Source organism: Azospira sp. I13 (genome assembly GCF_003112695.1).
Classification (GTDB): Bacteria; Pseudomonadota; Gammaproteobacteria; order Burkholderiales; family Rhodocyclaceae; genus Azospira.
The window spans coordinates 29,991-56,035 of sequence record NZ_BFBP01000011.1 but is presented as its reverse complement, the minus strand read 5'-3'; the positions used below and the strand labels follow the sequence as shown (position 1 = coordinate 56,035).

At 61.4% G+C, this 26,045-nt stretch carries 24 protein-coding genes and 3 tRNA genes; 20 read left to right on the top strand and 7 right to left on the bottom strand.

Going from position 1 to position 26,045, the window contains the following annotated elements; all coding sequences use genetic code 11:
- Window position 1: 1 nt before the first annotated feature.
- From rfaD to AZSI13_RS10250, 14 genes are all read left to right on the top strand, one after another.
- On the top strand, window positions 2-994 hold the full coding sequence (gene rfaD / locus AZSI13_RS10315; protein WP_109041085.1) for an ADP-glyceromanno-heptose 6-epimerase: 993 nt from the start codon (window positions 2-4) through the stop codon (window positions 992-994).
- Window positions 988-1,896 (top strand): cysteine synthase CysM, encoded by a 909-nt coding sequence (gene cysM / locus AZSI13_RS10310; RefSeq protein ID WP_369406661.1) that lies wholly within the window; start codon window positions 988-990, stop codon window positions 1,894-1,896. The genes rfaD and cysM overlap by 7 nt, the downstream gene beginning before the upstream one ends.
- A gap of 5 nt (window positions 1,897-1,901) precedes the next feature.
- Window positions 1,902-2,702: a 3'-5' exonuclease gene (locus AZSI13_RS10305; protein ID WP_109041083.1), complete on the top strand. Its 801-nt coding sequence runs from the start codon at window positions 1,902-1,904 to the stop codon at window positions 2,700-2,702.
- A gap of 109 nt (window positions 2,703-2,811) precedes the next feature.
- Window positions 2,812-2,888, top strand: a tRNA-Val gene (locus AZSI13_RS10300).
- A 151-nt stretch (window positions 2,889-3,039) separates the two neighbouring features.
- Window positions 3,040-4,956: a threonine--tRNA ligase gene (thrS, locus tag AZSI13_RS10295; protein ID WP_109041082.1), complete on the top strand. Its 1,917-nt coding sequence runs from the start codon at window positions 3,040-3,042 to the stop codon at window positions 4,954-4,956.
- Between the two features lie 46 nt (window positions 4,957-5,002).
- Window positions 5,003-5,530, top strand: a complete 528-nt coding sequence (gene infC, locus AZSI13_RS10290; RefSeq protein WP_109041081.1) for a translation initiation factor IF-3 — start codon at window positions 5,003-5,005, stop codon at window positions 5,528-5,530.
- Window positions 5,531-5,639: 109 nt separating this feature from the next.
- Complete coding sequence (gene rpmI / locus AZSI13_RS10285; RefSeq protein ID WP_109041080.1) at window positions 5,640-5,837, top strand: 50S ribosomal protein L35; 198 nt, start codon at window positions 5,640-5,642, stop codon at window positions 5,835-5,837.
- 16 nt (window positions 5,838-5,853) lie between these two features.
- On the top strand, window positions 5,854-6,213 hold the full coding sequence (gene rplT, locus AZSI13_RS10280; RefSeq protein WP_109041079.1) for a 50S ribosomal protein L20: 360 nt from the start codon (window positions 5,854-5,856) through the stop codon (window positions 6,211-6,213).
- Between the two features lie 135 nt (window positions 6,214-6,348).
- Complete coding sequence (gene pheS, locus AZSI13_RS10275; protein ID WP_109041078.1) at window positions 6,349-7,395, top strand: phenylalanine--tRNA ligase subunit alpha; 1,047 nt, start codon at window positions 6,349-6,351, stop codon at window positions 7,393-7,395.
- 9 nt (window positions 7,396-7,404) lie between these two features.
- Window positions 7,405-9,777 (top strand): phenylalanine--tRNA ligase subunit beta, encoded by a 2,373-nt coding sequence (pheT, locus tag AZSI13_RS10270; RefSeq protein ID WP_109041077.1) that lies wholly within the window; start codon window positions 7,405-7,407, stop codon window positions 9,775-9,777.
- 6 nt (window positions 9,778-9,783) lie between these two features.
- On the top strand, window positions 9,784-10,092 hold the full coding sequence (locus tag AZSI13_RS10265) for an integration host factor subunit alpha (RefSeq protein WP_201262371.1): 309 nt from the start codon (window positions 9,784-9,786) through the stop codon (window positions 10,090-10,092).
- The gene (locus tag AZSI13_RS10260) at window positions 10,076-10,444 is read left to right on the top strand and encodes a MerR family transcriptional regulator (RefSeq protein ID WP_109041076.1); all 369 of its coding nucleotides are present in this window, start codon (window positions 10,076-10,078) and stop codon (window positions 10,442-10,444) included. The genes AZSI13_RS10265 and AZSI13_RS10260 overlap by 17 nt, the downstream gene beginning before the upstream one ends.
- A gap of 50 nt (window positions 10,445-10,494) precedes the next feature.
- Window positions 10,495-10,571 (top strand) — tRNA-Pro (locus tag AZSI13_RS10255).
- A 328-nt stretch (window positions 10,572-10,899) separates the two neighbouring features.
- Window positions 10,900-12,075 carry an MFS transporter gene (locus tag AZSI13_RS10250; RefSeq protein ID WP_109041075.1) on the top strand — a complete coding sequence of 392 codons (1,176 nt, stop codon included), beginning with the start codon at window positions 10,900-10,902 and terminating at the stop codon, window positions 12,073-12,075.
- Here the strand turns inward: AZSI13_RS10250 and AZSI13_RS10245 are convergent.
- The gene (locus AZSI13_RS10245) at window positions 12,045-12,809 is read right to left on the bottom strand and encodes a flagellar brake protein (protein WP_109041074.1); all 765 of its coding nucleotides are present in this window, start codon (window positions 12,807-12,809) and stop codon (window positions 12,045-12,047) included. The genes AZSI13_RS10250 and AZSI13_RS10245 overlap by 31 nt on opposite strands.
- 120 nt (window positions 12,810-12,929) lie before the next feature.
- Window positions 12,930-13,430 carry a DUF411 domain-containing protein gene (locus AZSI13_RS10240; protein WP_235609730.1) on the bottom strand — a complete coding sequence of 167 codons (501 nt, stop codon included), beginning with the start codon at window positions 13,428-13,430 and terminating at the stop codon, window positions 12,930-12,932.
- A gap of 174 nt (window positions 13,431-13,604) precedes the next feature.
- Between AZSI13_RS10240 and AZSI13_RS10235 the strand changes: the two genes are divergently transcribed.
- The 5 genes from AZSI13_RS10235 to AZSI13_RS10215 all read left to right on the top strand — a co-directional run bounded on the left by AZSI13_RS10235 (window position 13,605) and on the right by AZSI13_RS10215 (window position 19,683).
- Window positions 13,605-14,795, top strand: coding sequence for an FIST signal transduction protein (locus tag AZSI13_RS10235; RefSeq protein WP_235609729.1), 1,191 nt, complete (start codon window positions 13,605-13,607; stop codon window positions 14,793-14,795).
- Window positions 14,780-16,966 carry a bifunctional diguanylate cyclase/phosphodiesterase gene (locus AZSI13_RS10230; RefSeq protein WP_109041073.1) on the top strand — a complete coding sequence of 729 codons (2,187 nt, stop codon included), beginning with the start codon at window positions 14,780-14,782 and terminating at the stop codon, window positions 16,964-16,966. Before AZSI13_RS10235 ends, AZSI13_RS10230 begins: the two co-directional genes overlap by 16 nt.
- A 148-nt stretch (window positions 16,967-17,114) precedes the next feature.
- Window positions 17,115-18,083: an acetyl-CoA carboxylase carboxyltransferase subunit alpha gene (locus AZSI13_RS10225; RefSeq protein ID WP_109041072.1), complete on the top strand. Its 969-nt coding sequence runs from the start codon at window positions 17,115-17,117 to the stop codon at window positions 18,081-18,083.
- Window positions 18,052-19,470 carry a tRNA lysidine(34) synthetase TilS gene (gene tilS / locus AZSI13_RS10220; protein WP_165833448.1) on the top strand — a complete coding sequence of 473 codons (1,419 nt, stop codon included), beginning with the start codon at window positions 18,052-18,054 and terminating at the stop codon, window positions 19,468-19,470. The genes AZSI13_RS10225 and tilS overlap by 32 nt, the downstream gene beginning before the upstream one ends.
- 122 nt (window positions 19,471-19,592) lie before the next feature.
- Window positions 19,593-19,683: transfer RNA gene (locus AZSI13_RS10215), tRNA-Ser, on the top strand.
- A gap of 26 nt (window positions 19,684-19,709) precedes the next feature.
- Here the strand turns inward: AZSI13_RS10215 and AZSI13_RS17575 are convergent.
- The 4 genes from AZSI13_RS17575 to menB form a co-directional block, all read right to left on the bottom strand.
- Window positions 19,710-20,045, bottom strand: a complete 336-nt coding sequence (locus AZSI13_RS17575; protein ID WP_165833446.1) for a tyrosine-type recombinase/integrase — start codon at window positions 20,043-20,045, stop codon at window positions 19,710-19,712.
- 142 nt (window positions 20,046-20,187) lie between these two features.
- Window positions 20,188-21,102, bottom strand: a complete 915-nt coding sequence (locus AZSI13_RS10205; RefSeq protein WP_109041069.1) for an SPFH domain-containing protein — start codon at window positions 21,100-21,102, stop codon at window positions 20,188-20,190.
- Window positions 21,103-21,167: 65 nt separating this feature from the next.
- Window positions 21,168-22,292 carry an o-succinylbenzoate synthase gene (gene menC / locus AZSI13_RS10200; RefSeq protein WP_109041068.1) on the bottom strand — a complete coding sequence of 375 codons (1,125 nt, stop codon included), beginning with the start codon at window positions 22,290-22,292 and terminating at the stop codon, window positions 21,168-21,170.
- A gap of 10 nt (window positions 22,293-22,302) precedes the next feature.
- Window positions 22,303-23,133, bottom strand: a complete 831-nt coding sequence (gene menB, locus AZSI13_RS10195; protein WP_109041067.1) for a 1,4-dihydroxy-2-naphthoyl-CoA synthase — start codon at window positions 23,131-23,133, stop codon at window positions 22,303-22,305.
- A gap of 216 nt (window positions 23,134-23,349) precedes the next feature.
- On the opposite strand from menB, the gene AZSI13_RS10190 reads away from it, so the two are divergent.
- A complete protein-coding gene (locus tag AZSI13_RS10190; RefSeq protein ID WP_109041066.1) occupies window positions 23,350-24,198 on the top strand; it encodes a 3-hydroxybutyryl-CoA dehydrogenase in 849 nt (282 codons plus the stop codon).
- A gap of 158 nt (window positions 24,199-24,356) precedes the next feature.
- On the opposite strand, the gene gpmI is transcribed toward AZSI13_RS10190, so the two are convergent.
- Window positions 24,357-26,009, bottom strand: a complete 1,653-nt coding sequence (gene gpmI, locus AZSI13_RS10185) for a 2,3-bisphosphoglycerate-independent phosphoglycerate mutase (protein ID WP_109041065.1) — start codon at window positions 26,007-26,009, stop codon at window positions 24,357-24,359.
- Window positions 26,010-26,045: the final 36 nt, after the last annotated feature.

The following is a 26,045-nucleotide window of genomic DNA, read 5'->3' as shown; positions in this document are numbered from 1 at the left end:
TATGTACTACATCGTTACCGGCGCCGCCGGCTTTGTCGGTGCCAATCTGGTCAAGGCCCTCAACGAGCGGGGTATCACCCGCATCATTGCAGTGGACAACCTGACCAAGGCGGACAAGTTCAAGAACCTGGTGGATTGTGAAATTGCCGACTACCTGGACAAGGGCGAGTTCCTTGAGCGTCTGCTCTGCGGCCACTTTGATGGCGATGTGGAAGCCATCTTCCACGAAGGCGCCTGCTCCGACACCATGGAGACCGATGGCCGCTACATGATGGAAAACAACTACCGCTACTCCCTCTCCCTGCTGGACTGGTGCCTGGAGCAGGAAGTGCAGCTGCTATATGCTTCCTCCGCTGCCACCTACGGCGGCAGCAGCGTCTTCAAGGAGGAGCGGCAGTACGAGGCGCCGCTGAACGTCTATGGCTACTCCAAATTCCTCTTTGATCAAATTGTGCGTCAGCGCCTGCCGGATGCAGGCTCCCAGGTGGTGGGATTCCGCTACTTCAATGTCTATGGCCCCCGGGAAAGCCACAAGGGACGCATGGCCTCCGTTGCCTTCCATCACTTCAACCAATATCGGGCTGAAGGCAAGGTCAAGCTTTTCGAGGGCTGCGATGGCTATGCCAACGGTGCCCAGCAGCGCGACTTCGTCTATGTGAAGGATGTGGCCAAGGTCAATCTGTACTTCCTCGACCATCCGGAGAAATCCGGCATTTTCAACCTGGGCACCGGCCGGGCCCAGAGCTTCAACGACGTGGCAGTGGCTACGGTCAATAGTTGTCGTGCCCTGGAAGGTAAGGCCCCCTTGTCTTTGGAGCAGATGGTGCAGCAAGGGCTGGTCGAATATGTGGCCTTCCCTGAGGCGCTGAAAGGCAAATACCAGAGTTTCACCCGGGCCGATCTAACCCGCCTGCGGGCTGCCGGCTATACCGACGAGTTGTCGACCGTCGCCCAAGGGGTGAGCGATTATGTGCAATTCCTGAGCGGATGCTGACCATGTACAAGACCCTGGCCGATTTCATCGGCAACACCCCTCTGGTGCAACTCAAGCGCCTGCCGGGCGAGGCGATTGCCAAGCGCGGCAATGTTATCCTGGCCAAGCTTGAAGGCAACAACCCGGCTGGCTCGGTCAAGGATCGTCCTGCCTTGTCGATGATTTCCCACGCTGCCCGCCGGGGGCAGATCAAGCCGGGGGATACCCTGATTGAGGCGACTTCCGGCAATACGGGCATTGCCCTGGCCATGGCCGCGGCTATCGGTGGCTATCGCATGATCCTGGTGATGCCGGAGAACCAAAGCCTGGAGCGTCGCCAGACCATGCGGGCCTACGGTGCTGAGCTGATTCTGACGCCGCGGGATGGCGGCATGGAGCTGGCCCGGGACGTAGCCGAGAAAATGCGCGATGAAGGCAAGGGCATCATTCTTGACCAGTTTGCCAATCCTGATAATCCCCTGGCCCATTTTGAGGGGACAGGCCCCGAAATCTGGCGGGATACGGAGGGTAAGGTGACCCACTTCGTTTCCAGCATGGGAACCACCGGTACCATCATCGGCACCTCCCAATACCTGAAGGCCCAGAATCCGGCGATCCAGATCATCGGTTGCCAGCCGGAGGAGGGGAGCCAGATTCCCGGCATCCGCAAATGGCCTGAAGCCTATCTGCCGAAAATCTACGACAAGCGCCAGGTGGACCGGCTGGAATACGTTTCCCAGGCGGAAGCGGAGGACATGACCCGTCGCCTCGCCCGGGAGGAGGGTCTGTTTGCCGGAATTTCCTCTGGTGGTGCCTTGGCGGTGGCCCTGCGTCTGGCCCGGGAAGTGGAAAACGCCACCATTGTCAGCATCGTCTGCGATCGGGGCGATCGCTATCTGTCCACCGGCGTGTTCCCGGCCTGAACGCCATGATTCCCGTACTTGTCTTCGATATCGAGACCATTCCGGATGTCCCCGGCTTGCGGCGCCTGCACGACCTGCCGCCGGACCTGTCCGACGATGAGGTGGCGGAACTGGCCTTCCAGCAGCGCCGGGCCCAGAACGGCAGCGATTTCCTGCCGCTCCATCTGCAGCGGGTGGTGACCATTTCCTGCGCCCTACGAGCCCGGGATGCTTTTAAGGTCTGGTCCCTGGCGGCTCCCGAGCTTGGGGAAGGGGAGATCATCCAGCGATTTTTTGATGGCATCGAGAAGTTCACGCCGCAAATTGTTTCCTGGAATGGGGGGGGCTTTGACCTGCCGGTGTTGCACTATCGAGGCATGATCCACGGGGTGATGGCGCCGCGTTACTGGGATCTGGGTGATGGCGACTATGCCGATTCCCGCGATTTCAAGTGGAACAATTACATCAGCCGCTACCACACTCGCCATCTTGATCTGATGGATTTGCTGGCCATGTACCAGCCCCGAGCCAGCGCTCCCCTGGATGACCTGGCCAAGCTCATGGGGTTTCCCGGCAAGCTGGGTATGGATGGCGGCAAGGTGTGGCAGGCCTGGCAGGTCGGCAAAGCGGATGAAATTCGCGACTACTGTGAAACGGACGTGGTGAATACCTATTTGGTGTCCACACGCTTCCGTCTCATGCGCGGAGAGGTCTCCAGGGAAGAGCATGCCCGGGAAGTTGCCTTCGTCAAGGCGGAACTGGGCAAGCTGGAAAAGCCTCATTGGCAGGAATTTCTGGCCGCCTGGCCGGAAGATGCCCAACCCTGAAAAGATGTTCTTACAGGCAGGAAATAAGTTTTTTCGCGAAATCGAGTATTTTTTCTGAAAAACCCCTTGCGCGAATCTCTGGCTTGTATATAATTCGGCCTTCTTCAGCAGGCGCGTAGCTCAGTTGGTTAGAGCACCACCTTGACATGGTGGGGGTCGTTGGTTCGAATCCAATCGCGCCTACCAACACCTTGAACGGAGCTGTACCGTGATTTTCCGAACTTGCACTACTTGGTTCTGAAAGCCTAAGCGGTTCGCCTTCGTTCCTATGTCGAAAAAAAGTGCGGATCCGTCCGCACTTTTTTTTTGCCCTGATTTTTCTGCTGTCGGAGAAAACATGCCTAATATCACCTTGCCCGACGGTTCCGTCCGTTCTTTCGATGCCCCGGTGACGGTGGCCGAAGTGGCTGCTTCCATCGGCGCTGGCCTGGCCCGCGCTGCTCTTGCCGGCAAGGTGGATGGCAAGCTGGTGGATACCTCTTTCCGTATGGAGCGGGATTCCCAGCTGGCAATCATCACGGACAAGGATGCCGATGGCCTGGAGATCATTCGCCACTCCACGGCTCACTTGCTGGCCTATGCCGTCAAGACCCTGTTCCCTGAGGCCCAGGTGACTATCGGCCCGGTGATCGACAACGGCTTCTACTACGACTTCGCCTACAAGCGCCCCTTTACTCCCGAAGATCTGCTGGCCATCGAAAAGAAGATGGCAGAGCTGGCCAAGCAGGATATCCCGGTGAGTCGTGAAGTCCGTTCCCGCGATGATGCGATCCAGTTTTTCCTGGGTCAGGGTGAAAAGTACAAGGCTGAGCTGATCCAGGCCATTCCTGCAGATCAGGAAGTTTCCCTGTATCGCGAAGGCGACTTTACCGACCTTTGCCGCGGCCCTCACGTTCCCTCCACCGGCAAGCTGAAAGTCTTCAAGTTGATGAAGGTGGCCGGTGCCTATTGGCGTGGCGATTCCAAGAACGAGATGCTGCAGCGTATCTACGGTACTGCTTGGGCCAAGAAGGAAGATCAGGAAGCTTATCTGCACATGCTGGAAGAGGCTGAGAAGCGGGATCATCGCCGCATCGGCAAGCACCTTGATCTCTTCCATATGCAGGATGAAGCGCCCGGAATGGTTTTCTGGCACCCCAAGGGTTGGGCTATCTGGCAGGAAATCGAGCAGTACATGCGGCAGGTTTACCGCAACAATGGTTACCAGGAAATCCGTTGCCCCCAGATTCTTGATCGTACCCTGTGGGAAAAATCTGGCCACTGGGAACATTACAAGAACAATATGTTTACCACCGAGTCCGAAAAGCGGGACTACGCCATCAAGCCCATGAACTGTCCAGGTCATGTGCAGGTCTTCAATTCCGACCTGCGCTCGTATCGTGATCTGCCGCTGCGTTATGGCGAGTTCGGGTCCTGCCACCGCAACGAGGCCTCCGGTGCTCTCCATGGTTTGATGCGGGTGCGTGGCTTTGTTCAGGATGATGGTCACATTTTCTGTACCGAAGACCAGATTGAAGCTGAGGTGACGGCGTTCAATGCCCTGGTGAAGCAGGTGTATGCCGATTTCGGTTTCGATCATGTGGCCGTCAAGCTCGCCTTGCGACCGGAGGGTCGGGTTGGTTCCGACGAAATCTGGGACAAGGCTGAAGCTGCCCTGCGTGCCGGCCTTAAGGCTTCCGGCCTGGAATGGGATGAGCTGCCCGGTGAAGGGGCTTTCTATGGCCCCAAGATCGAGTTCCATATCAAGGATGCCATTGGCCGTTCTTGGCAGTGCGGCACCATGCAGGTGGATTTTTCTATGCCGGGCCGCCTCGGTGCTGAGTTTGTCGGCGAGGATAATGCTCGTCATGTGCCGGTCATGCTACACCGGGCAATTCTTGGCTCTCTGGAGCGCTTTATTGGCATTCTGGTGGAGAATTATGCGGGTGCCATGCCGTTGTGGTTGGCTCCAGTGCAGGCCGTGGTGCTGAATATCTCGGAAAAACAGGCAGATTTTGCCAAGGAAGTGGTGCAAGCCTTACGTCAGGCTGGTTTGCGGGCCGAGGCGGATTTGCGTAACGAGAAAATTACCTATAAAATACGCGAACATAGCTTGAACCGGCTGCCTTATCAGCTTGTTGTTGGCGATAAGGAAAAAGAGGCCGGTATGGTGGCCGTGCGTACTCGCGGTGGTCAGGACCTAGGGCAAATCCCCGTGGCAAACCTGATTGAGCGGCTTCAAGAGGAAGTCGCCGCGCGTAAGAGCACGGCTTAGTTTTTGTCTGCGCCGGGGGCGCAGTCTGTTTCGTGGAGATTGAACCATCGCCGCACAACAAAAGGCGCATCGCGTCAACGAAGAAATCACGGTCCCGGAAGTCCGGCTAATCGGAGAAGAGGGCGAGCAGGTCGGAGTCGTGAGTATCCGCGCTGCGCTGCAAATGGCTGAAGATGCTGGTGTGGATCTGGTAGAGATTGCTCCCCTGGCCAAGCCGCCCGTCTGCCGCGTGATGGATTACGGCAAGTTCAAGTACCACGAGGCCAAGAAGCAGCATGAGGCCAAGCTGAAACAGAAGCAGGTACAGGTCAAGGAAGTTAAGTTCCGCCCCGGCACGGACGAGAACGACTACCAGATCAAGCTGCGGAACATGATCCGTTTCTTGGAAGACGAAGACAAGGTCAAGGTGACCCTGCGTTTTCGGGGCCGTGAAATGGCCCACCAGGAAATCGGTATGCGTCAGCTGGAGCGTATCAAGGCTGACCTGACTGAATTGGCGCTGGTCGAACAGATGCCCAAGATGGAAGGTCGCCAGATGGTGATGATGCTGGCACCTTTGAAGAAAAAGCAGTAAGCAATGAATTTGCTGGCCGGGAAATCGGCCGGCCAAATAAGTGGTGCCGGGTAGTGAAGCGTTTCCGTCGGAAACCACCTGGGATCATGTTAAAACCAAGGAGCAGTCAATGCCCAAGATGAAGACCAAGAGCGGTGCCGCCAAGCGGTTCAAAATCCGCTCCGGTGGCAGCATCAAGCGCGGTCAAGCGTTCAAGCGCCACATCCTGACCAAGAAGACCACCAAAAACAAGCGCCAGCTGCGTGGCACTGAAGGCATTCACGATAGTGACAAGGCCTCCATCCGCGCCATGATGCCCTACGCCTAATCAAGGAGAATAGAAGATGCCCCGAGTTAAGCGTGGTGTAACGGCTCGCGCCCGTCACAAAAAGATTCTGGTCCAAGCCAAGGGTTACCGCGGCCGTCGCAAGAACGTCTATCGCATTGCCAAGCAGGCAGTGATGAAGGCTGGTCAATACGCCTACCGTGACCGTCGTCAGCGCAAGCGTCAGTTCCGTTCTCTGTGGATCGCCCGTATCAACGCGGCTGCCCGCGAAGTCGGTCTGAAGTACAGCACCTTCATGAATGGCCTGAAGAAGGCTCAGATTGAAGTGGACCGCAAGGTTCTCGCCGACCTGGCCGTGTTCGACAAGGCTGCGTTTGCCGCTCTGGCAAACCAGGCCAAGGCGAGCCTCGGCGCCTAAGCGTTAAGCAAGCGGAAAAAAGGAGGCTTCTGCCTCCTTTTTTTCTTGGTGCCGGCAGTATCGGCATCTCTGGTGTCTTTTTCGCCCGGGCACCCTAAATCCGGGGCGATAACAGAATTCGAACGACGCGAGCCCATGCAGAATCTCGAACAGATCGTCAGCGAAGCCCTTGCGGCTTTTGCTGCCACCCAGGACCCGGATGCCCTGGAACAGATCAAGGCCCGTTATCTGGGCAAGAGTGGTCAGATCACCGAATTGCTGAAGGGGCTGGGCAAACTGGCTCCGGAAGAGCGCAAGGCGGCCGGTGCCACCATCAACCAGGCCAAGGAACAGGTTGAAGGTGCCCTCAACGCCCGCCGTGAAGCCATCCGCCGCGCGGCCCTGGAGGCCCGTCTGGCCGAGGAATCCCTGGACGTGACCCTGCCCGGCCGGGGTGAAACCCGGGGTGGCCTGCATCCCGTCACCCGTACCCTGGAGCGCATCGAGGCCCTGTTCCGCTCCATCGGCTTTGAAGTGGCCGACGGTCCCGAGATCGAAACCGATTTCCACAACTTCACCGCCCTCAACACGCCGGAAAACCATCCGGCCCGCTCCATGCACGATACGTTCTATCTGCAGGACGAGCAGGGCGGCGTTGCCGAGGGGGTGCTGCTGCGCACCCACACGAGCCCCATCCAGGCCCGCTACATGCAGGCCCACGTGGCCAAGTACGGCCACCTCGACACCATGCCCGAGATTCGCATCATTGCGCCGGGTCGGGTCTATCGCGTCGACTCCGATGCTACCCACTCCCCCATGTTCCACCAGGTCGAAGGCCTGTGGATCGGCGAGAACGTTTCCTTCGCCGACCTCAAGGGCGTAGTCGCCGATTTTCTGCGCCGCTTCTTCGAGAGCGACGACCTGAAGGTGCGCTTCCGTCCTTCCTTTTTCCCCTTTACCGAGCCTTCTGCCGAGATCGACGTGGCCTTCATGAGCGGCGCCCTGGAAGGGCGCTGGCTGGAGATCGCCGGCTGCGGCATGGTGCACCCCAATGTGCTGCGCCATGCCGGCATCGATCCGGAAAAGTACACCGGCTTTGCCTTCGGCTTCGGTCCGGACCGTCTCACCATGCTGCGCTACGGGGTCAATGACCTGCGCCTGTTCTTCGACGGCGACCTGCGCTTCCTGAAGCAATTTGTCTAAGGATTGATCGTGAAATTCTCCGAATCCTGGCTCCGTACCTTCGTCAATCCTGATCTGTCCGCCGACGCTCTGGCCCATCTGCTGACCATGGCGGGCCTGGAAGTGGAAGAGCAGGAGTCCGTTGCGCCCGCCTTCACCCAGGTGGTGGTGGCCCATGTCCTGGAAGTGGTGAAGCACCCCGATGCCGACCGCCTCAATGTCTGCCAGGTTGATGCTGGCAATGGCCCGGTGCAGATCGTCTGCGGCGCCCCCAATGTGGCAGCTGGACTCAAGGTGCCCTGTGCCCTGCCCGGCGCCGTACTGCCCGGCGACTTCAAGATCAAGGTGGCCAAGGTGCGCGGCGTCGAATCTTCCGGCATGTTGTGTTCCGCCCGGGAACTGGGTATCGCCGAAGATGCTTCCGGTCTCCTGGTGCTGCCGGCGGATGCCCCCGTTGGGGAAAGCATCCGCCGCTACCTGGACTTGGACGATACCCTGTTCACCCTCAAACTCACGCCCAACCGGGCCGATTGCCTTTCCCTCACCGGTGTGGCCCGCGAAGTGTCGGCCCTGACCGGCGTGGCCGCTGTCTATCCGGTAGTGGAACCCGTGGCGCCTGCTTGCGATGCCCGCCGGGAAGTGGTGCTGGACGCTCCGGAGGCTTGCCCTCGTTACGCCGGCCGGGTGGTGCGCGGCATCAATGCCAAGGCGCCCACGCCTGAGTGGATGCAGAAGCGCCTGGAGCGCAGCGGCATCCGTTCCATCTCCGCCGTGGTGGATGTCACCAACTACGTCATGCTGGAACTGGGCCAGCCCCTCCATGCCTTCGACGACGCCAAGCTCCAGGGGGCCATCCACGCCCGCCTGCCCAAGGCCGGGGAAAAGCTGTTGTTGCTCAACGAACAGACCATCGATATCGATGCCGACGTGCTGGTGATCGCTGACGACGCCAAGGCCCTCGCCCTGGCAGGTATCATGGGCGGCGAAGAGAGCGGCGTCACCCTGGAAACTGCCGACCTGTTCCTGGAATCCGCATTCTTCACCCCCTTTGCCATTGCCGGTAAGGCGCGTCGTTACGGCTTCTCCAGCGATGCTTCCCACCGTTTTGAGCGGGGTGTGGATTTTGCCGGTGCCGTGCGGGCGTTGGAGCGTGCTACCCGCCTGATCCTCGATATTTGCGGCGGCGAGGCTGGTCCCGTCACCGAGACTGTTGCTGCTCTACCCCAGCGTCAGCCAGTACGCCTGCGCACTGCCCGGGTCAATCGGGTGCTGGGCGTACCCTTCAGCGCTGAAGCCATTGCTTCCCTGCTGGCCCGTCTGGGTTTGCCTTTCGTGCAGGAAGGCGATGACTTCGTGGTAACGCCGCCCAGCTTCCGTTTCGATATCGAAATTGAGGAAGACCTGATTGAGGAGGTGGTGCGGGTTTACGGTTACGACGCAATCCCTGCCCCGGCTCCCGTAGCCAAGGCGGCCATGCTGCCGATGCCCGAGGACAAGCGGCAGATCCAGCGTCTGCGTCAGATCTTGGCGGATTCCGGTTATCAGGAAGTGGTTAACTTCGCTTTTGTCGAAGAAGCCTGGGAGAAGGATTTTGGTGGGAATGCCGACCCCATCCGCCTGGCCAATCCTATTGCCAGCCAGATGGGCGTCATGCGTTCCACCCTGATCGGCGGTCTGGTGTCCACCCTGGCGAATAACCTGAAACGCAAGCAGAACCGAGTTCGGGCGTTTGAAACCGGTCGGGCTTTCTTCAAGGATGTCCAGGCAACCCCGGTGGCAGGCTACCGCCAGCCCTGGAAATTGGCAGGCTTGGCGGCTGGCGATGCCCTGCCCGAGCAGTGGGGCGTGGCCGCCCGCAAGGTGGATTTCTTCGACGTCAAGGGTGACCTGGAAGCATTGCTGCAACCCTTCACGGCCATCTTCGAAAAAACCACCCATCCGGCACTGCATCCTGGACGGTCCGCCTCTCTGAAGCTTGGCGGGCGTGTGATCGGCGTGGTCGGTGAGTTGCACCCGGAATGGGTGCAGAAGTACGAATTGCCCCATCCGCCCATTGTTTTCGAATTGGACCTGGATGCGTTGCTGGCGAGCCGGTTGCCCCAGTATGCCGAATTGTCCCGCTTCCCGGCGGTCGTGCGCGATCTGGCTGTTGTAGTGGATCGGGACATCGCGCTGCAGTCCCTCCTTGAGGGCTTGCAGGCAGAGCGTCCGGCCCTGGTGCAGGACATTCAGTTGTTCGATGTTTACACCGGAAAGGGCATTGATTCCGGGAAGAAAAGCCTTGCTTTCCGCATAGTTATGCAAGATACTCAAAAAACTTTGCAAGATGCGGAGGTCGATGTTGCCATGCAACAGTTGGTGACGCTCCTGGAGCAGCGTTTCGCTGCCAAGCTCCGCGTCTGATCAGGGATAATAATGACGCTCACCAAAGCAGAACTTGCCGACCTGCTTTTCGAAAAGGTCGGATTGAACAAGCGCGAAGCCAAAGATATGGTGGAAGCCTTCTTCGAGGAAATCCGTAATGCCCTGGAGCGGGGAGAGGGTGTCAAGCTCTCCGGCTTCGGTAACTTTCAGCTCCGTGACAAGCCGCAGCGTCCCGGACGTAACCCCAAGACCGGCGAGGAAATTCCGATTACCGCCCGCCGTGTCGTTACCTTCCATGCCAGCCAGAAGCTGAAGGCCGAGGTGGAGCAGTCCTACGATGGAAAGCAGTCCTAAGGAAAGCGGCAAGGTTGAATTGCCGCCCATCCCCGCCAAACGCTATTTCACCATCGGTGAAGTGAGCGAGCTGTGCGGCGTCAAGCCCCATGTCCTGCGTTACTGGGAACAGGAATTTACCCAGCTGCGTCCGGTCAAGCGGCGAGGCAATCGCCGGTATTACCAACATCACGAAGTGTTGTTGGTGCGTCGTATCCGTGAGCTTCTGTATAACCAGGGGTTTACCATCAGCGGTGCGCGGAACCGTCTGGAAGAGGCAAATGCCCCGGTTGATGCCTCTGGCGCTGCTGTTCCGTCCCCCCTGGCCATGCGCCAGGAGCTGCAAGCAATCATTGAATTACTTAGCGTTTAAAAAAGTATTTACAAATTTGGATCGTTTCTGTATAGTTTCGTTTCTCGAGTCGGGGCGTAGCGCAGCCTGGTAGCGCACTTGCATGGGGTGCAAGGGGTCGCGAGTTCGAATCCCGCCGCCCCGACCATTTGTTTTGAGAAAAGCCCGCTCTTCGGAGTGGGCTTTTTCTTTTGTCTTTCCCCGTGGCTTGCTATTGCTCGTTTTGCCTTCGCCAAGCGTTCGCTTTTGGCGGTCTTTCTTGATTTCCCCTGTTTTATCGTTAATCCGGTCGTTTCGGGTTTTTCGTTCCTTTTTCCGCCGCTAGACAAAGATTCCTATCGATGGGGTGTCCACGGTTGGGCTTGCTGTTTTCCAACATGGTAGTGCCTTGTACCAACAGGGTCGGATGGGGCCGCTGCCGCAAGCACAGGTTTTCTGGCTCTGGGGATGTGCCGTGCATCCGGTAGAATTCCCGCATGCATGCCCCACTGCCTTACTGGCGCCTTGCCGGTTACTATTTCTGCCACTTTGCCTTTGTTGGCGTCTTCCAGCCTTATTTCGGGCTTTATCTCCAATTCCTGCAACTTTCCTCCTGGGAAATCGGCCTGATCCTTAGCCAGATGGCGCTGATGCGGGTTTTCTCCCCGGGTATCTGGGGCTGGCTGGCTGACCGGCTACATGTGAGGATTGCCCTGGTGAGGGTGGCGGCCTTGGTCAGTCTGCTGGTCTTCAACCTGTTCTTTTTCGCCCAGACCCTGTGGCCGCTGTTGGGCGCCATGGCGCTTCTTGCCTTCTTCTGGTCAGCCGCCTTGCCCCTGATGGAAACCCTGGTCTTCGACCATCTCCGTCAGGAGCCGGCGCGTTACAGCCGTATTCGTGTCTGGGGGTCTATCGGTTATATCGTCACCGTACTGCTGACCGGTGCGCTGCTGGATGTCTGGTCACCGGTCAGCGTTCTCTGGATTTCCCTGCTGCTGATGGGGGGCATCCTGCTTTTTTCTCTGCTGGTCCCGGAAAGCCCCTCCGCTCCCCATCACATTGATACCCCGCCGGTATCGGCAATCCTGCGCCAGCCTCGGGTCAGAGCCTTGCTGGGGGCCTGTTTCCTGATGTCGGCAGCCCACGGTGCCCTCTACGTCTTTTATTCGATTTACCTCAGTAGCCATGGCTATGCCAAAACCCTGGTTGGCAGCCTGTGGTTTCTCGGGGTGCTGGCGGAGATTGGAATTTTTTTTTACATGGCCCGTTTGCTGCGGCGCTATTCCCTGCGCCATATCCTGCTGGCCAGCTTTGCCGCCGCAGTGCTGCGCTTCCTGTTGATCGGCTGGTGCGTCGATCTGCTGCCCATCCTCATCCTGGCACAGCTGCTGCACGGGCTCACCTTTGGTGCTTACCATGCAGCGGCCATTGCCGCTGTCAGTCGCTGGTTTCCCGGGCGCTGCCTGGCCCGGGGGCAGGCGCTGTATTCCAGCCTGTCCTTTGGCGCAGGGGGGCTGATCGGTGGGTTGGTGAGCGGTTGGGCGTGGGATGAGTGGGGGAGCGCCGTGACCTTCGGGCTGGGCTCACTCTTTGCCGTGGCCGGGCTGATCCTGGTGTTCTGCTGGATTCGCGAACCGGTGGATCAGGCGGCTTCCTGTTCCAGGAGCTTTTGATAGACAAAGGCGGTGAGGGTGATGCGATCCTGGGGGTTGCCGCCGACAAACTCCAGGCCGTAGGCAATCATGCCGGGGCCGATTTCTTCGCCGCCCGGGTTAACCGCCCGAATGACGCCATCCAGAGTCACCAGGGTGACCATGTCGTTGAGCGATAGCTTGAAGCTCAGGCGCAGGGTTTCGCCCTGTAGCCCGAGGGGATGGGGGGAAACAATCAGGGCGCCGGAAATGCTGACATTGCGGATACTGGCTGCAACGGCTTCGGCGACTTCCTGGCCCTGGGCATCGAGACGCCGTGAACTGGCGATGAGATTAACCTTGGCCCGGGCGCCACGGCGCACCACCAGGGCTCGCACATCCTTGGGGTAGGAAAGGTGCAGGTAGGGATAGGGGACGGCAACGGAGCGGATGACCGTGGTCGAGAAGGCATAGGCATTCTTGCCGGAAAAGGCCCGGACCACGTAATTCTGCCCATCACGGACAAAAATATAGGAACCATCCACCTTCGGGGTACTGAGAAGTACGCTACCGTTTTTGGCGAAGCCGATCAGCCGGACGTAGTGTCGCGCCCCATTGGGCTCCCCCAGGGGCTGGATCTGCACGGAATCGCCGATTTGCAGCCGGGCTTCATCCAGGTTCACCGTCGTATTGGCGGCAGGATTTGCGGCTGGGTTGGTTGCTGAATTGCTTGCCGGATTGTCCGGGGCATCCTTGGCGGGGCTGGAATCAGGCATGGCGGAGCGCGCAGGGGAAAATAGGGGCGAGTGTAGCACCCCGATGCCGACGTCGTAATCGCGTCGATGTAATTGCTTTGGCCTTTGCCTGAACGATCTGGCCAGGAGGATCTGGCCTCTTCAGTGCCGGGAGAAAATCTTGGTCTGGCCCTTCATGTCCACCAGCAGGGTGTCGAACAACTCCCGTCGTACTTCCCGCTGGGCCGGGTCGGAATCGAGAACCGTGCAGCCCCGTTCACAAGTCGGGCTGGAGGCTTCCCTTCCCGGTGCGCCGGCCGGCAGGCCGGGGACGGCAATACCCCGTGCCTTGGGCTTGTCCCGCAGCAATTCCTTGATGTCCTCCGCCGGTACATGGCCTTCAACGAAGTAGCCGCCGACCCGGGCGGTATGAACCGACTCAACGGCCGCCGGTACCTTGAGGCGCTTCTTTACCGCCGCCATATCGGTCGTTTCCTTGAGGGTCACGGTAAAGCCGTTCTGCCGCAGGTGTTCTGCCCAGTCGATGCAGGCCAGGCAGGGCACAGGCACAAAGACCTCCACCGGGGGCAGATGCTCTGCCGCCTGGGGGGTGGAGAGGGGAATCGCCGCGAGGCAGGCAGCGGCAAGAAGTCGTTGGATCATGGTCTTCCCTGGAGTGAGTCACGGATCGGGTATGGCAGAGGTGGCCCCCCGTCCGGGAGGCATTCTCGCTTTGCCCCGCCGGCAAGACAACCCTTCCCGCGAACGGGATTTGACCTGCCTCATGATTTCCGGCCCCATCAATTGCCCTTATGACAACAGGGCTGTTATGCGAGAATGGCTGCTGATCTGTACCGTCTGGCCATTTTTATGGATTCCTCCTGCTACCTGGAATTGCTGACCGAAGCTGCACTTGATGCCGCGCTGGCTGCGTGGCGGAAGGCGCATCCTGAGTTTTCCCTGCTGGTCTTGCTGTCGGAGGAGTCTGCCGCATCCATTCCTACCCTGCAGGCCGCTTGCAGAGGTGCGGGCATTGCCCTGGCTGGCGCCGTATTCCCAGCACTGTTGGTGGGTAACCGCCTGGTGCGCCAGGGCGCTCTGTTACTGCCGCTGGTGGGCACCCCGGCCCCCTTGCTGGTCGAGGGGGTCTCCCGGCCGGACCGGGTGGAGGCACTGGCCGCACAACTGGCCGATTATGTGGATACCGTGCTGGGGGACAGTGAGACCGAGGCTACCCTGTTCTGCATTTTCGATGCCATGGTGCCGAACATTGCCACCCACCTGGATGCCTGGTACCTAACCTTGGCTGACCGGGTGCATTACGCCGGCGTCAATGCTGGCTCCGAGCGGTTCGTCCCCATTCCCTGCCTGTTCGACAACCAGCGCTGTATTGGCGATGGCGTGCTGCTGCAACTCCTGCCACAGCATGATGGCGCCGTGCTGGAACATGGCTACCGGGTGCCTGATCACGTTATTACCGCCACCTCGGCCAGCGGCAACCGCATCGTCCAGATCGACTGGCGCCCGGCCCTGGAGGTGTATGGCGAGATGATGGCCAGCCAGTACGGGGTCAGCATCGATCGGGGGAATTTCTACACCTACGCCGTGCATTTCCCTTTTGGCATCCTGCGGGCGGATGGCGAAGTGCTGGTACGCATTCCCGTAGCCCTGGATGAGGCCGGCGGCATCATCTGTGTCGGTGAGATTCCGCCCAATTCCGTCCTCACCCTTCTCGATGCTGGTAGTGCCGGCCAGGGCGTGGCCCGCTTTGTCGCCAGCCTGACGGCCTTGCCGGTAAGTGCCCAGGATACCCTGCTGCTTTTCTACTGCGCTGGCCGGCGCATGCACCTGGGCCAGGACGGGATGGATGCCGAGCTGGCGGAACTGGCCGGATGCTTCGGCGAAGGGAGGCTGCGTGGTGCCCTCTCCCTCGGCGAAATCGGTGCCGCAGTGAGCGGTGGCTATCCGCTGTTCCACAACGCCACCCTGGTGGGTATTCCCTGGAGAAGCCGTTGGGCCGGGCAGTAGCCGACGAACAGGCTCTGGCCATCCTTTACGACCTGGCGCTGACCATCGGCAGCGAGGTCAATGTGGCCCCCCTGATGCTGCGCACCTTGCAGCGTCTGATGTACCACACCGGCCTTCCGGTGGGCCTGTGGTTGGGGTGGCCGGAAGAGGGGGGGAAAACGGCCGTGCTGGAGCTGGCTATCGGGGATTACCACCTGATCCGGCGCAAGGGCGAGCGTTTGGCACTGCCTCAAGCCCTGCTGGCAGGCCCCCCGGCCATGCTGGAAGCGGCTGAGATGCTCGGGGCGCTGCAGCTGCGCAAGCCCTTGGGAACGGTATTGCGCTTGCCGGTTCCCGGGCATGGAGTGATTCTGCTTCTGGGGGCCTCGGCCCCTCTCACCCGGCTCTCCCTGCCCGAACTCTTTTCCCCCATCCTTGAACGCCTGGGGCGCTCCATTACCCTTTGCCGCAGCTATGAGCTGGAGGTGCAGCACCGGGTGGAACAGACGGCCTATTACGACCCCCTCACCGGCCTGCCCAACGCCATCCTCTTCAACACCACCCTGCAGCAAGCTGTGGTTCAGGCCCGTGCCACGGGGCGCTGGTTGGCCCTGGTGCATCTGGATCTGGACGATTTTCGCCCCTTCAATGAAGCCCGGGGAAGTGATCTGGGCAATCAGGTGCTGATTGCCCTGGGGCAGCGTTTGGGGGCCTCCCTCCACCCGGGGGAACTGCTGGCCCGCATTGCCGGGGACGAGTTCGTGCTGCTCCTGCCGGACCTGGGAGGCTGGGAGGATGTGGATGAGCGCATCGTGCGCATCCTCCAGACCAACCGGACGCCTCTGGAAGTGGCGGGGGAGGTGCTGGATCTCACTTTTTCCGCCGGTATTGCCCTGCTGCCGACGGATTCCCCGGATGGCGACACCCTGGTGCGCCACGCCCAAATTGCCCTGCACCAGGCCAAGCAGGAATCCCGCGGCTACTTCCGCCTCTTCGACGGCGACCAGGACCGGCGCACCCACGCCCGGCGGGAACTGCTGCGCCGGCTTGAACTGGCCCTGGTGAATCGGGAATTCCGCCTGTTCTACCAGCCCAAGGTGGATATGCCCAGCGGCCGGGTGCTCGGCTTCGAGGCCCTGCTGCGCTGGTTCCACCCGGAGCAGGGCATGGTGCCGCCGGGAGACTTCCTGCCGGTGGTGGAAAACAGTGATTTCATCATTGCCCTGGGGGAGTGGGTGATGCGGGAGGCTCTGGCCCAGGCGGTGTCCTGGCGCATTGCCGGGCTGGAAACCTGCATCAGCATCAATATCGCCGGGCGCCACCTGCAACTGCCGGATTTCCCCGAGCGGGTCCGTCATGCGTTGGCCGACGTGCCGGGCGGCCGGGCCGAATCCCTGGAAATCGAAATTCTCGAATCCTCCGTGCTGGAGGATATGGCCCACGTACGCGACATCATGCGCGCCTGTTCGGCCATGGGCATCCGCTTTGCCCTGGATGATTTTGGTACCGGCTACTCCTCCCTGGCCTATCTGCACCAGTTGCCGGCATCCACCATCAAGATCGATCAGCTTTTCGTGCGCAACCTGTTCCAGCACCGGGAAGATCCGACCATCATCCAGGCGGTGGTGCAGATCGCCGAAGTGTTCGGCCGCAGCCTGGTGGCCGAAGGGGTGGAAGACCCGGAGCACGGCATGTTGCTGGTGGCCATGGGTTGTCATGTCGGCCAGGGTTACGGCATTGGCCGGCCCATGGCGGCAGAGGCTGTCCTGCCGTGGGTCGAAGGCTATCGGGCGCGCCGGGAATGGACGGCCCTGGAAGGGCTGTCCTGGCATCGCGGCCTCTACGACCTGTTCCATCTGCGTCACGACCATCGGCAGTGGCGGGAACAGGTTTCCGGATGGCTGGCCAGCCGGGAGGACGGGGATGCAGCAATGCCGCCGGCTTTCGACACCTGTGGCCTGAGCGAATGGCTGATGATTTCGGCGCCCACCGGGGCCAGCAGCGAAATCCATGAGTGTTTCCGCCTGCTTGGCCGCCTGTCCGAGCAGACTGCGCAATTGGCCGCCCTGCGGGAGAGTCAGTCGTTTGACGCCTGTTCTGAGTGCCTGGGGGCGTTATTCCTGGCTTCCGATGCCTTGCTGCAGTTGCTCGATGCTTTGGCCGTGCGTCTGGCCGGTGGCTCCAGCACTTGAGCGGCGGCCAGCATTTTCATCTGTGCCAGCCGAATTCATAGCGGCAGGCTAGCCCGGATTCCCGCCCCATTCGCCCGGTTGCCAGGGCAAACGCGAGGATGGCGGGGTTTGGGGTAGAATACGCCCCTGCCAAAAATTCCCAATCTCGATGAAAACCACTTTCCTCGACTTCGAACAGCCCATCGCCGAGCTTGAAACCAAGATCGAAGAACTGCGTTTCATGCAGGACGATTCCGCGGTGGATATCTCCGAAGAGATCGCCCGTCTGGAGAAAAAAAGCCAGGGGCTGACCAAAGACATTTACGCCAAGCTCACCCCTTGGCAGACCGCCCTGGTGGCGCGTCACCCGCAACGCCCCTATACCCTGGACTACGTTTCCCGCCTGTTCACCGACTTCGAGGAACTGCACGGGGACCGCAGCTTTGCCGATGACAAAGCCATCATCGGTGGCCTGGCCCGCTTCAATGGCCAGCCCTGCGTCGTTATCGGCCACCAGAAGGGCCGGGATACCAAGGAAAAGATCTACCGTAATTTCGGCATGCCGCGCCCCGAGGGCTACCGCAAGGCCGAACGCCTGATGAAACTGGCCGAGAAGTTCCAGATTCCCGTGTTTACCTTCGTGGACACTCCGGGCGCTTACCCCGGAATCGACGCCGAGGAACGGGGCCAGTCTGAGGCCATCGGCCGCAACCTTTACGTCATGGCCGAGCTGAAGACGCCCATTATCGTCACTATCATCGGTGAAGGCGGCTCCGGTGGCGCCCTGGCCATCGCCGTCGGCGATTCGGTGCAGATGCTGCAGTACTCCACCTATTCCGTAATCTCCCCCGAAGGCTGTGCCTCCATCCTCTGGAAGAGTGCCGAGAAGGCCAACGAAGCGGCCGAGACCATGGGTATCACCGCGTCCCGCCTGAAGTCCCTGGGCCTGATCGACAAGATCGTCAATGAGCCCGTGGGCGGCGCCCACCGGGATCACGGTGCCATGGCCCAGAGCCTGAAAAAGGCCCTGCAGGATGCCCTGAAGGGTGTTGCCGGCCTGTCTACCCAGGAACTCCTGGCGGCCCGCTATGAGCGGCTCATGTCCTATGGCCGCTACAAGGAACAGCCCGTTTCCTGAGCTTCACCTCCGGATCGCCGACCGCCTGGCCGAGTTGCTGGCGGTGGTCGATCCGGCCCAAGACGGGGCACTGGCCCCGCTCCCTCCGGCCGCTGGCCATCCGCTTTCCCCCGTTGCTCCCCGCCGGCTGACCGTTGCCCTGTCTGGCGGCCGGGATTCCGTTGCCCTGCTGGCCGCCCTGGCCCGGGAAGGGCCTCGCCGGGACTGGCAGCTATCCGCGGTTCATATCCATCACGGTTTGTCACCCAACGCCGATGACTGGGCGGCATTCTGCTCCCGGCTCTGCCTGCAATTGAAGGTGCCGTTGCAGACCCATGCCGTCAGCGTTACGAAAATGCCGGGGGAAGGGCTGGAGGCCGCCGCCCGGCGCGCCCGCTACGACATCTTTGCCGCCCTGGCGACGGATGTGCTCCTCCTCGGGCACCACCGCGAGGATCAGGCCGAGACTGTGCTTTTTAACCTGCTGCGGGGTTCCGGCATCCGGGGCCTGGCGGCGATGCCGCCCCGGCGCTGGCTCGATGCCGCCCCGGGAGTGTCCCCCATCCTGCTGCTGCGCCCACTCCTGGAGATCGCTCGGGTCGATATCGAAGCCTGGCTGCAACAGCAGGGGCTCGCCTGGATCGAGGATGAAAGCAATGCCGACGGGCGCTATTCCCGCAACTTCCTGCGCCATCAGGTCATGCCGCTCCTGCGCCAGCGCTTCCCCGTTGAGGAAAGCCTCGGCCGGGCTGCCAGCCTGGCGGGCGAGGCGGAAGGCTTGCTGGAGGACCTAGCCATCCTGGACCTGGCGCAGGTTGGTGTGGGTGCGCAACTGCAGTTAGCGCCACTGCGCCGCCTCTCTCCATCCCGGGGGCGCAATCTTCTGCGCTACTGGTTGCGCCAGGCCGGTGCTCCCATGCCGGCCCAGCTCGCCCTGGCGGACCTGTGGCACCAGCTGCTGAACAGCGCCGAAGACGGTGAGGTGGCCTGGCGGCTTGGCGCCTGGGTGGTCCATGCCTGGCGGGGCCGGGTATATCTTGAAGCTGAGGCGGATCAAGACCTGCCTCTCGCGCCTCTGTCCTGGCAGGGCGGGGCCGACCTGTCCTGGGGGACAGGCCGCATTGTCTGTCGTGCCGCCCGGGGGCAGGGCGTTGCCGCCCGATTGATGGACCCTGCTGCCATTTTTCGCTTACGTCAGGGTGGGGAACGCCTGCAATTGCCGGGGCGCCCGGGGCGGCCCTTGAAAAAGCTCCTGCAAGAGTCTGCCGTACCTCCCTGGCGCCGATGCCAGTTGCCCATCCTGTGGATCGACAGCCGGCCGGCATGGGTTCCGGGAGTTGGGATTGCCGAAGATTTTCTGGCTGCTCCCGAGGAACTGGGATGGCTGCTGGAATGGACTGAAGCCTAGGCCTCGCCAGTTGCCACGTCAGGATGACGTGGCGCAGAACCTGGTCTTTTGGTCGAGAGTACGGTGATTTTCAGAAAAGGGTTGCATTTCATCAAATCATGTCTATAATGGCGATCTTTCGCGGAGAGGTGGATGAGTGGTTTAAGTCGCACGCCTGGAAAGCGTGTTCAGGGTAATACCCTGACGGGGGTTCGAATCCCCCCCTCTCCGCCACGAATTAGATAAAAAGCCCTTGTAAATCAAGGGCTTTTTTCTTTTGTAATTTCCTCTTCTTGGGGTGTGGTGGGGCTGTTTTGGCTCGGGAATGCCAGCTTTTTGCCAGCTTTTTCCAAGTGCCCTCCAAATAGCCTGACTGCTTTGTTTCCAGCTTCCGGCTCAGTCCCAGGAATCCATCGGCCATAGACCCGGAAAATCATGGTCTGGTCACTGTGTCCCATCTGATGGGCTACCCACATCGGCGGCTCTCCCGCTGAAAGCATCATGCTGGCGTAGGTGTGGCGTGTTTGGTAGGGACGGCGGTAACGTACCCCAGAAGCTTTTACGGCGGGTTTCCAGAAGCGTTCCCGCAGTTGCAAATCTCCCTTCCCGCGTTCCCCGTATCTGGGGTCCTGAAAAATCTCCTGGTTATGGGGTGAAGTTCGGTGTTTGCGTCGGTGTGGGCCGGTGACGATTCCCTGAACAAGCCCTCCCACTGGCGGGCTGTTCAGGCATTTCCTACTACTGGGGATGCTGGGCCCCGTGTTCCTTCGTTTCCCCAGGATTGCCACCCTTGGCGATCCGGGCTGCCAGGCCAAGCAGGGCGCCCTGTTGGCCGTTTTCGCGGGCCATATCCAGTACCAGCAGATTGCCGTGTTTGCCGATGTCGCGCATGGCGTCGATACGGTTGGTTTCCAGCAGCACGGTCAATGCTTCGCTGGAATTGACGTTGTATTTCTCGAAATCCGCCAGTGATTCCCGCAGGCCTTCAGCCAGCAGTTTGCGAGAGTCTGCGAGGCCCTTGGCCCGGGCGCGCTGGGCTTCGGCTTCGGCCTCGGCCTGGCGCACGGTCTTGATGCGTTGGGCTTCTGCTTCTTGCTCCGCCGCTTCCCGTTCCCGTTTGGCTGCGACTACCCGATTGAAAGAGGCCTGCACGTCGTGAGAGACGGAGGGTTGGTCCACCAGCACGGCCTCCAGCACGTAGCCGAATTCGGCCAACTTTTCAGAAAGGGCGTTTTCCACCTGGGTGACCAGGTGGTCCCGATCCTTGAACAGGTCTTCCAGGGTCATGGAGGCGGCGATGGCGCGGATGGTGTTGAGCACCCAGGTGGAAATCTGGCCGGAGGCATTCTGCAGCTTGTACCAGGCGTCGCTGGCCCGCTCCGGGGTGACGCGGATCATCAGGCTGACCGGCAGGGAGACGAACATGTTGTCGGAAGTCTTTACTTCCACGGTGCTCTGAACCTCGTCGATGCGCAGGGATAGCAGGCCGGCAACGCGCTGGAAGGGGAAAAATATCCAGTTCAGGCCTGGTTCCAGGGTGCGGGAGAAACGCCCCAGGGTTTCCACCACGGCCACGGTCTGCTGGTTGATGATGCGGATGCCAAGAATGCCGAGGCCGATGAGGATCAGGGCCAACAAGGTGAGGAGTTCCATAGTGTCTAGCGACCTCCATCGCTAATTGTCGTTGTCATGACTGGCCATTATGCCCGGGTTCCGCGTCAGCCCCCATTTTCTGCAAATTTCACCGAAGGGAAGGGTGTAAATCCTAGCCCGGGTAACGCTGGGCATGGTATCCGCCCCTGCCGGGGCAAGGTGGGCGGGCCCAGGTTGGCTTCCAGCCAGGTGGCCGTTGCCAGCCCATGGGCCGGATTTCCGCCCTGGTATCCGGTCTGGTTGGTGGGATGGCGGCTGTTGATGGCCAGGGCCAGGTGGGTTGCCGCCAGGATGCCGCAACTCGATTCCAGGCTGCTGGTCACCACGCAGTCACCACCCGTGGCGATGAAGGCCTGAGCCAGTTCCCGGGATGCCAGGAGGCCTCCCAGGCGGGGCGGCTTGAGAATCAGGCGGCGGAGGCCGGCTTCCTGCCAGGAATCCGCCGGGAACTGCGCCAGGGATTCATCCACCGCCAGGGGAAAGGTGCAGCGAGCCTGCAGGGCTCGCCATTCGGGCCAGTTGGGCCTCTGCAGGGGCTCTTCCAGGGATTCCACCGGCAGGCTGGCCAGGCCGTCGATCATGGTGCAGGCGTATTCCATTTCCCAGGCCCGATTGGCGTCCAGGCGCAGGGTAATGCCAGGGGGCAGGACTTCGGCCAGTTGTCGGAGCTGTTGCAATTCAAGGGCGGGCGGACCCAGGCCAACCTTGAGTTTGAGTACGCCGTGGCCGGCCTCCAGGGCCTGGGCCACGTCGCCAGGCGCAATATCCGCCAGGGCGCCCAGGGCGGCGTTGACCGGTACGGCAGTCGTGGCGGTGTTGCCAGCACCCAAATAGCGGGCCAGGGGAATGCCTGCTTCTTGTGCCAGCAGATCGAGGAGTGCCGTTTCCAGGGCGCAGCGGGCAGCTGGGGCCGGTGCATCAAGGGGCAGGGCGGTGAGGCGGGCCAGGGCGTCTGCCGCGCTCATGCCGGGGAGCCATGCTTTCCATGCCTGCAGGGCAGCCAGGGCGCTAGAGGGCGATTCGGTACCGATGGCCGGCAGCGGTGCGCAATCGCCGTAACCGCACCGTCCTTCCCCGTTCTTCAGGCGCAGCAGCCAGCCGCTGCGCTGAGTCATGCCTCCGGCCGCACTGCGCCAGGCTCGGCGCAAGGGCAACTGGTAGGCATGGAGCGCCAGGCTGGCGAGGCGCATGGATGCTTGCTCAGGGCCGCTTGCGATATTGGGCGAAATCGGGGGGACGGCGCTCCAGCCAGGCATCCCGGCCTTCCTGGCCTTCCTCGGTCATGTAGAAGAGGCCGGTGGCGTTGCCCGCCAGTTCCTGAATGCCGGCTAGGCCGTCAGTGTCGGCATTGAAGCCGGCCTTGAGTAGGCGCAGGGCCATGGGGGAAAGGCGGAGCATTTCCTGGCACCAGGCGACGGTTTCCTCCTCCAGCTTTTCTACTGGCACCACGGTATTGACCAGGCCCCAATCCAGGGCCTGGGCGGCATCGTACTGGCGGCAGAGGAACCAGATTTCCTTGGCCCGCTTCATGCCAATGGTACGGGCCATGAGGCCGGCGCCCAGACCGGCGTCGAAGCTGCCGACCCGGGGGCCGGTCTGGCCGAAGCGGGCGTTGTCGGCAGCAATAGTTAGGTCGCACACCAGATGCAGGACGTGGCCGCCGCCGATGGCGTAGCCGGCCACCATGGCAACGACCGGCTTGGGCAGGCGGCGAATCTGCATCTGCAGGTCGAGGACGTTGAGGTGGGGCGTGCCGGTTTCATCGTGATAGCCGCCGTCGTCGCCGCGCACTTTCTGATCGCCGCCGGAACAGAAGGCCTCCGGGCCTTCACCGGTGAGGATGATGGCGCCGATGGCGTTGTCCCGATGGGCGCGGTGGAAGGCGTCAATGAGTTGATGCACGGTCTCGGGGCGGAAGGCATTGCGTCGCTCCGGGCGGTTGATGGTGATCTTGGCGATGCCGTCACAGGCTTCGTAGCGGATGTCGGAATAGTCGGCCTGGGCGGCCCAGGGCAGGGCGGTGCGGATCATGGTGGGCAGTTCGGCAAGAATGGTTGCGGGGTAGGGCGAGTATAGCGGCGGGGCCTGCGCCTCGCCATTGATCTGGGTCGTCTCCCGGAAGACCCCGCAGGGCCGGGCTGGAGGCCTGGATGGGAGGCTGGATTGCTGCGCCGCAGTGCGGTAGAGTAGCGGTTCTCCATACGCAGTGGTATGGAAACATTCATCAGATATTTCAGAGGGAATCACATGGAACTGAAGACTATCGGTATCGTCGGCGCCGGCACCATGGGCAACGGCATCGCCCAGGCTTTTGCCGTTTCCGGCTTTGACGTCGTGCTCACCGACATCTCCGACGCCGCTGTGCAGAAGGGCGTGGCCACCATTTCCGCCAGCCTGGACCGCCTGATCAAGAAGGAAAAGATGACGGCCGAACAGAAGGCCGCCGCCCTGGGCAAGATCAAGACCGCCACCGACGTGGCCGCCCTGAAGGATGTGGACCTGATCATCGAAGCCGCCACCGAAAACTTCGACCTCAAGACCAAGATTTTCAAGCAGCTGGACGATCTGGCCAAGCCCGAAGCCATCATCGCCTCCAACACCTCTTCCATTTCCATCACCAAGCTGGCCGCCACCACCAAGCGTCCCGCTCAGGTCATCGGCATGCACTTCTTCAATCCGGTGCCGATGATGGCCCTGGTGGAAGTGATTCGTGGCCTGCAGACCTCCGACGCCACCTACGCCGCCGTGGAAACCCTCTCCAAGGCCGTGGGCAAGACCCCGGTGGAAGTGAAGAACAGCCCGGGCTTCGTGGTGAACCGTCTGCTCTGCCCCATGATCAACGAAGCCATCTTCGCCCTGGGCGAAGGCCTGGCCGACGCTGCCGCCATCGACGATGCCATGAAGCTGGGCTGCAACCACCCCATCGGCCCCCTGGCCCTGTGCGACATGATCGGTCTGGATGTGGAACTGGCCGTGATGCAGGTGCTGTTCGAAGGCACCAAGGATCCCAAGTACCGTCCCGCCCCCCTGCTGGTGGAAATGGTGGAAGCCGGCTACCTGGGCCGCAAGACCGGCAAGGGTTTCTACACCTACTAAGCCGGACGGCCTTTGCTCCTTCCGGCCAAGACGCCGGATTTGGTTGCAAAGTGGCAGCAAAGTCGCAACAAAAAAGGCAGCGGAATGTTCCGCTGCCTTTTTTCTTTTTAACCCCGGGCTGGCCGGGGGGAATCTGCAATGGCTGGAGAGCGCCTGGATCAGCGCACTTCCAGCAGGCTGTCATCCCAGCTGGCGTGCTTTTCCAGGCCGATCAGGTGGGCCACAGTGGCGGCGATGTTGGAAAGGCCGGCGGTGTCCGTCTGCTTCAGGCCCAGCTTACCGCCGGTTTTGCCAGCACTCACGTTGTCGTACAGCACCAGGGGCACCGGGTTGAGGGTGTGGGCGGTCTTGGCCTTGAAGGAGCCGTCCTTGTTGAGCTGGGGCTGCTTGGTCTTCTTGTCCAGCTCGAACATTTCATCGGCGTTGCCGTGGTCGGCGGTGATCAGGGCCACCCCGCCGGCGGCATCGATGACCGGCAGAATGCGCTCCAGGGCCAGGTCCACCGCCTCGATGGAGAGGGTGGCGGCGCGGAAGTTGCCGGTGTGGCCCACCATGTCGCCGTTGGCGAAATTGCAGCGCAGCACCTTGTGCTGACCGCTCTTGATGGCGGCGATCATGGCGTCGGCGATCTCGGCAGATTTCATCCAGGGGCGCTGCTCGAAGGGCACCACGTCGCTGGGCACTTCCTGGTAGGTTTCGCCCTCGAACTTGCCGGAGCGGTTGCCGTTCCAGAAGTAGGTGACGTGGCCGTATTTCTGGGTTTCGGAGCAGGCAAACTGGGTCACGCCGCTCTTGGCGAACCACTCGCCCATGGTGTTCTGGATGGCGGGGGGCGGCACCAGGAAGCGCTTGGGCAGCTGCAGGTCGCCGTCGTACTGCAGCATGCCGGCGTAGGTGACCTGGGGCACGCGCACCCGGTCGAACTTGTCGAAGTCCGCATCTTCAAAGGCCCGGGTGATCTCGATGGCCCGGTCACCGCGGAAGTTGTAGAAGACCACGGCGTCGCCGTCTTCGATGGTGCCCACCGGCTGGCCGTCCTTGCCGATGACGAAGGGGGGCAGATCCTGGTCGATGGTGCCGGGGTGGGCGGCACGCAGGCCGTTCACCGCTTCCACGGCGCTGGCGAACTGCTGGCCTTCACCCAGCACGTGGGTCTTCCAGCCGGCTTCGACCATGGCCCAGTTGGCTTCGTAGCGATCCATGGTGATGACCTGGCGGCCGCCGCCGGAGGCGATCTTCGCGTCGAAAGTGGCGTCGGAAACCTGGGTCAGGAAGGCCTCGAAGGGCTCCACGTATTCCAGGGCGCTGGTCTCGGGCACGTCGCGGCCGTCCAGCAGGGCGTGGATGCGCACGGTCTTGATGCCTTCGGCCTTGGCCTGGGCGATCATGGCCTTGAGGTGGTCGATGTGGCTGTGCACATTGCCGTCGGAGAAGAGCCCGATGAAGTGCAGCACATTACGGCCAGCCTTGGCGCCGGCGACGACTTCCTTCCAGGCCTCACCCTGCCAGATGCTGCCGGACTCGATGGCCCCGGCCACCAGGGCGGCGCCCTGGGAGTAGACCTGGCCGGCGCCGATGGCGTTGTGGCCCACTTCGGAGTTGCCCATGTCGTCGTCCGAAGGCATGCCGACGGCGGTGCCGTGGGCCCGCAGGCGGATGTTCGGGTAGTTGGCGAAGAGCTTGTCCAGGGTGGGCTTCTTGGCGGCGGCGATGGCGCTGCCCACGTCGGTTTTGGGCAGGCCGTAGCCGTCCATGACGATGACCACCACGGGGCCGGGAACGCCGGGGAAGGAGGAGAGCTTCTGCAGCATGGGGAGAATTCCTGGGATGTGCGGTGCGGGAAAATC

Excerpts from the sequence above, each read along its gene's own strand:
- rfaD (WP_109041085.1), top strand. The coding sequence starts at position 2 with ATGTACTACATCGTTACCGGCGCCGCCGGCTTTGTCGGTGCCAATCTG.
- cysM (WP_369406661.1), top strand. The coding sequence starts at position 988 with ATGCTGACCATGTACAAGACCCTGGCCGATTTCATCGGCAACACCCCT.
- AZSI13_RS10305 (WP_109041083.1), top strand. The coding sequence starts at position 1,902 with ATGATTCCCGTACTTGTCTTCGATATCGAGACCATTCCGGATGTCCCC.
- thrS (WP_109041082.1), top strand. The coding sequence starts at position 3,040 with ATGCCTAATATCACCTTGCCCGACGGTTCCGTCCGTTCTTTCGATGCC.
- rpmI (WP_109041080.1), top strand. The coding sequence starts at position 5,640 with ATGCCCAAGATGAAGACCAAGAGCGGTGCCGCCAAGCGGTTCAAAATC.
- rplT (WP_109041079.1), top strand. The coding sequence starts at position 5,854 with ATGCCCCGAGTTAAGCGTGGTGTAACGGCTCGCGCCCGTCACAAAAAG.
- pheS (WP_109041078.1), top strand. The coding sequence starts at position 6,349 with ATGCAGAATCTCGAACAGATCGTCAGCGAAGCCCTTGCGGCTTTTGCT.
- AZSI13_RS10260 (WP_109041076.1), top strand. The coding sequence starts at position 10,076 with ATGGAAAGCAGTCCTAAGGAAAGCGGCAAGGTTGAATTGCCGCCCATC.
- AZSI13_RS10250 (WP_109041075.1), top strand. The coding sequence starts at position 10,900 with ATGCATGCCCCACTGCCTTACTGGCGCCTTGCCGGTTACTATTTCTGC.
- AZSI13_RS10245 (WP_109041074.1), bottom strand. The coding sequence starts at position 12,809 with ATGCCTGATTCCAGCCCCGCCAAGGATGCCCCGGACAATCCGGCAAGC.
- AZSI13_RS10240 (WP_235609730.1), bottom strand. The coding sequence starts at position 13,430 with ATGATCCAACGACTTCTTGCCGCTGCCTGCCTCGCGGCGATTCCCCTC.
- AZSI13_RS10235 (WP_235609729.1), top strand. The coding sequence starts at position 13,605 with ATGGCTGCTGATCTGTACCGTCTGGCCATTTTTATGGATTCCTCCTGC.
- AZSI13_RS10225 (WP_109041072.1), top strand. The coding sequence starts at position 17,115 with ATGAAAACCACTTTCCTCGACTTCGAACAGCCCATCGCCGAGCTTGAA.
- tilS (WP_165833448.1), top strand. The coding sequence starts at position 18,052 with ATGGCCGCTACAAGGAACAGCCCGTTTCCTGAGCTTCACCTCCGGATC.
- AZSI13_RS10205 (WP_109041069.1), bottom strand. The coding sequence starts at position 21,102 with ATGGAACTCCTCACCTTGTTGGCCCTGATCCTCATCGGCCTCGGCATT.
- menC (WP_109041068.1), bottom strand. The coding sequence starts at position 22,292 with ATGCGCCTCGCCAGCCTGGCGCTCCATGCCTACCAGTTGCCCTTGCGC.
- menB (WP_109041067.1), bottom strand. The coding sequence starts at position 23,133 with ATGATCCGCACCGCCCTGCCCTGGGCCGCCCAGGCCGACTATTCCGAC.
- AZSI13_RS10190 (WP_109041066.1), top strand. The coding sequence starts at position 23,350 with ATGGAACTGAAGACTATCGGTATCGTCGGCGCCGGCACCATGGGCAAC.
- gpmI (WP_109041065.1), bottom strand. The coding sequence starts at position 26,009 with ATGCTGCAGAAGCTCTCCTCCTTCCCCGGCGTTCCCGGCCCCGTGGTG.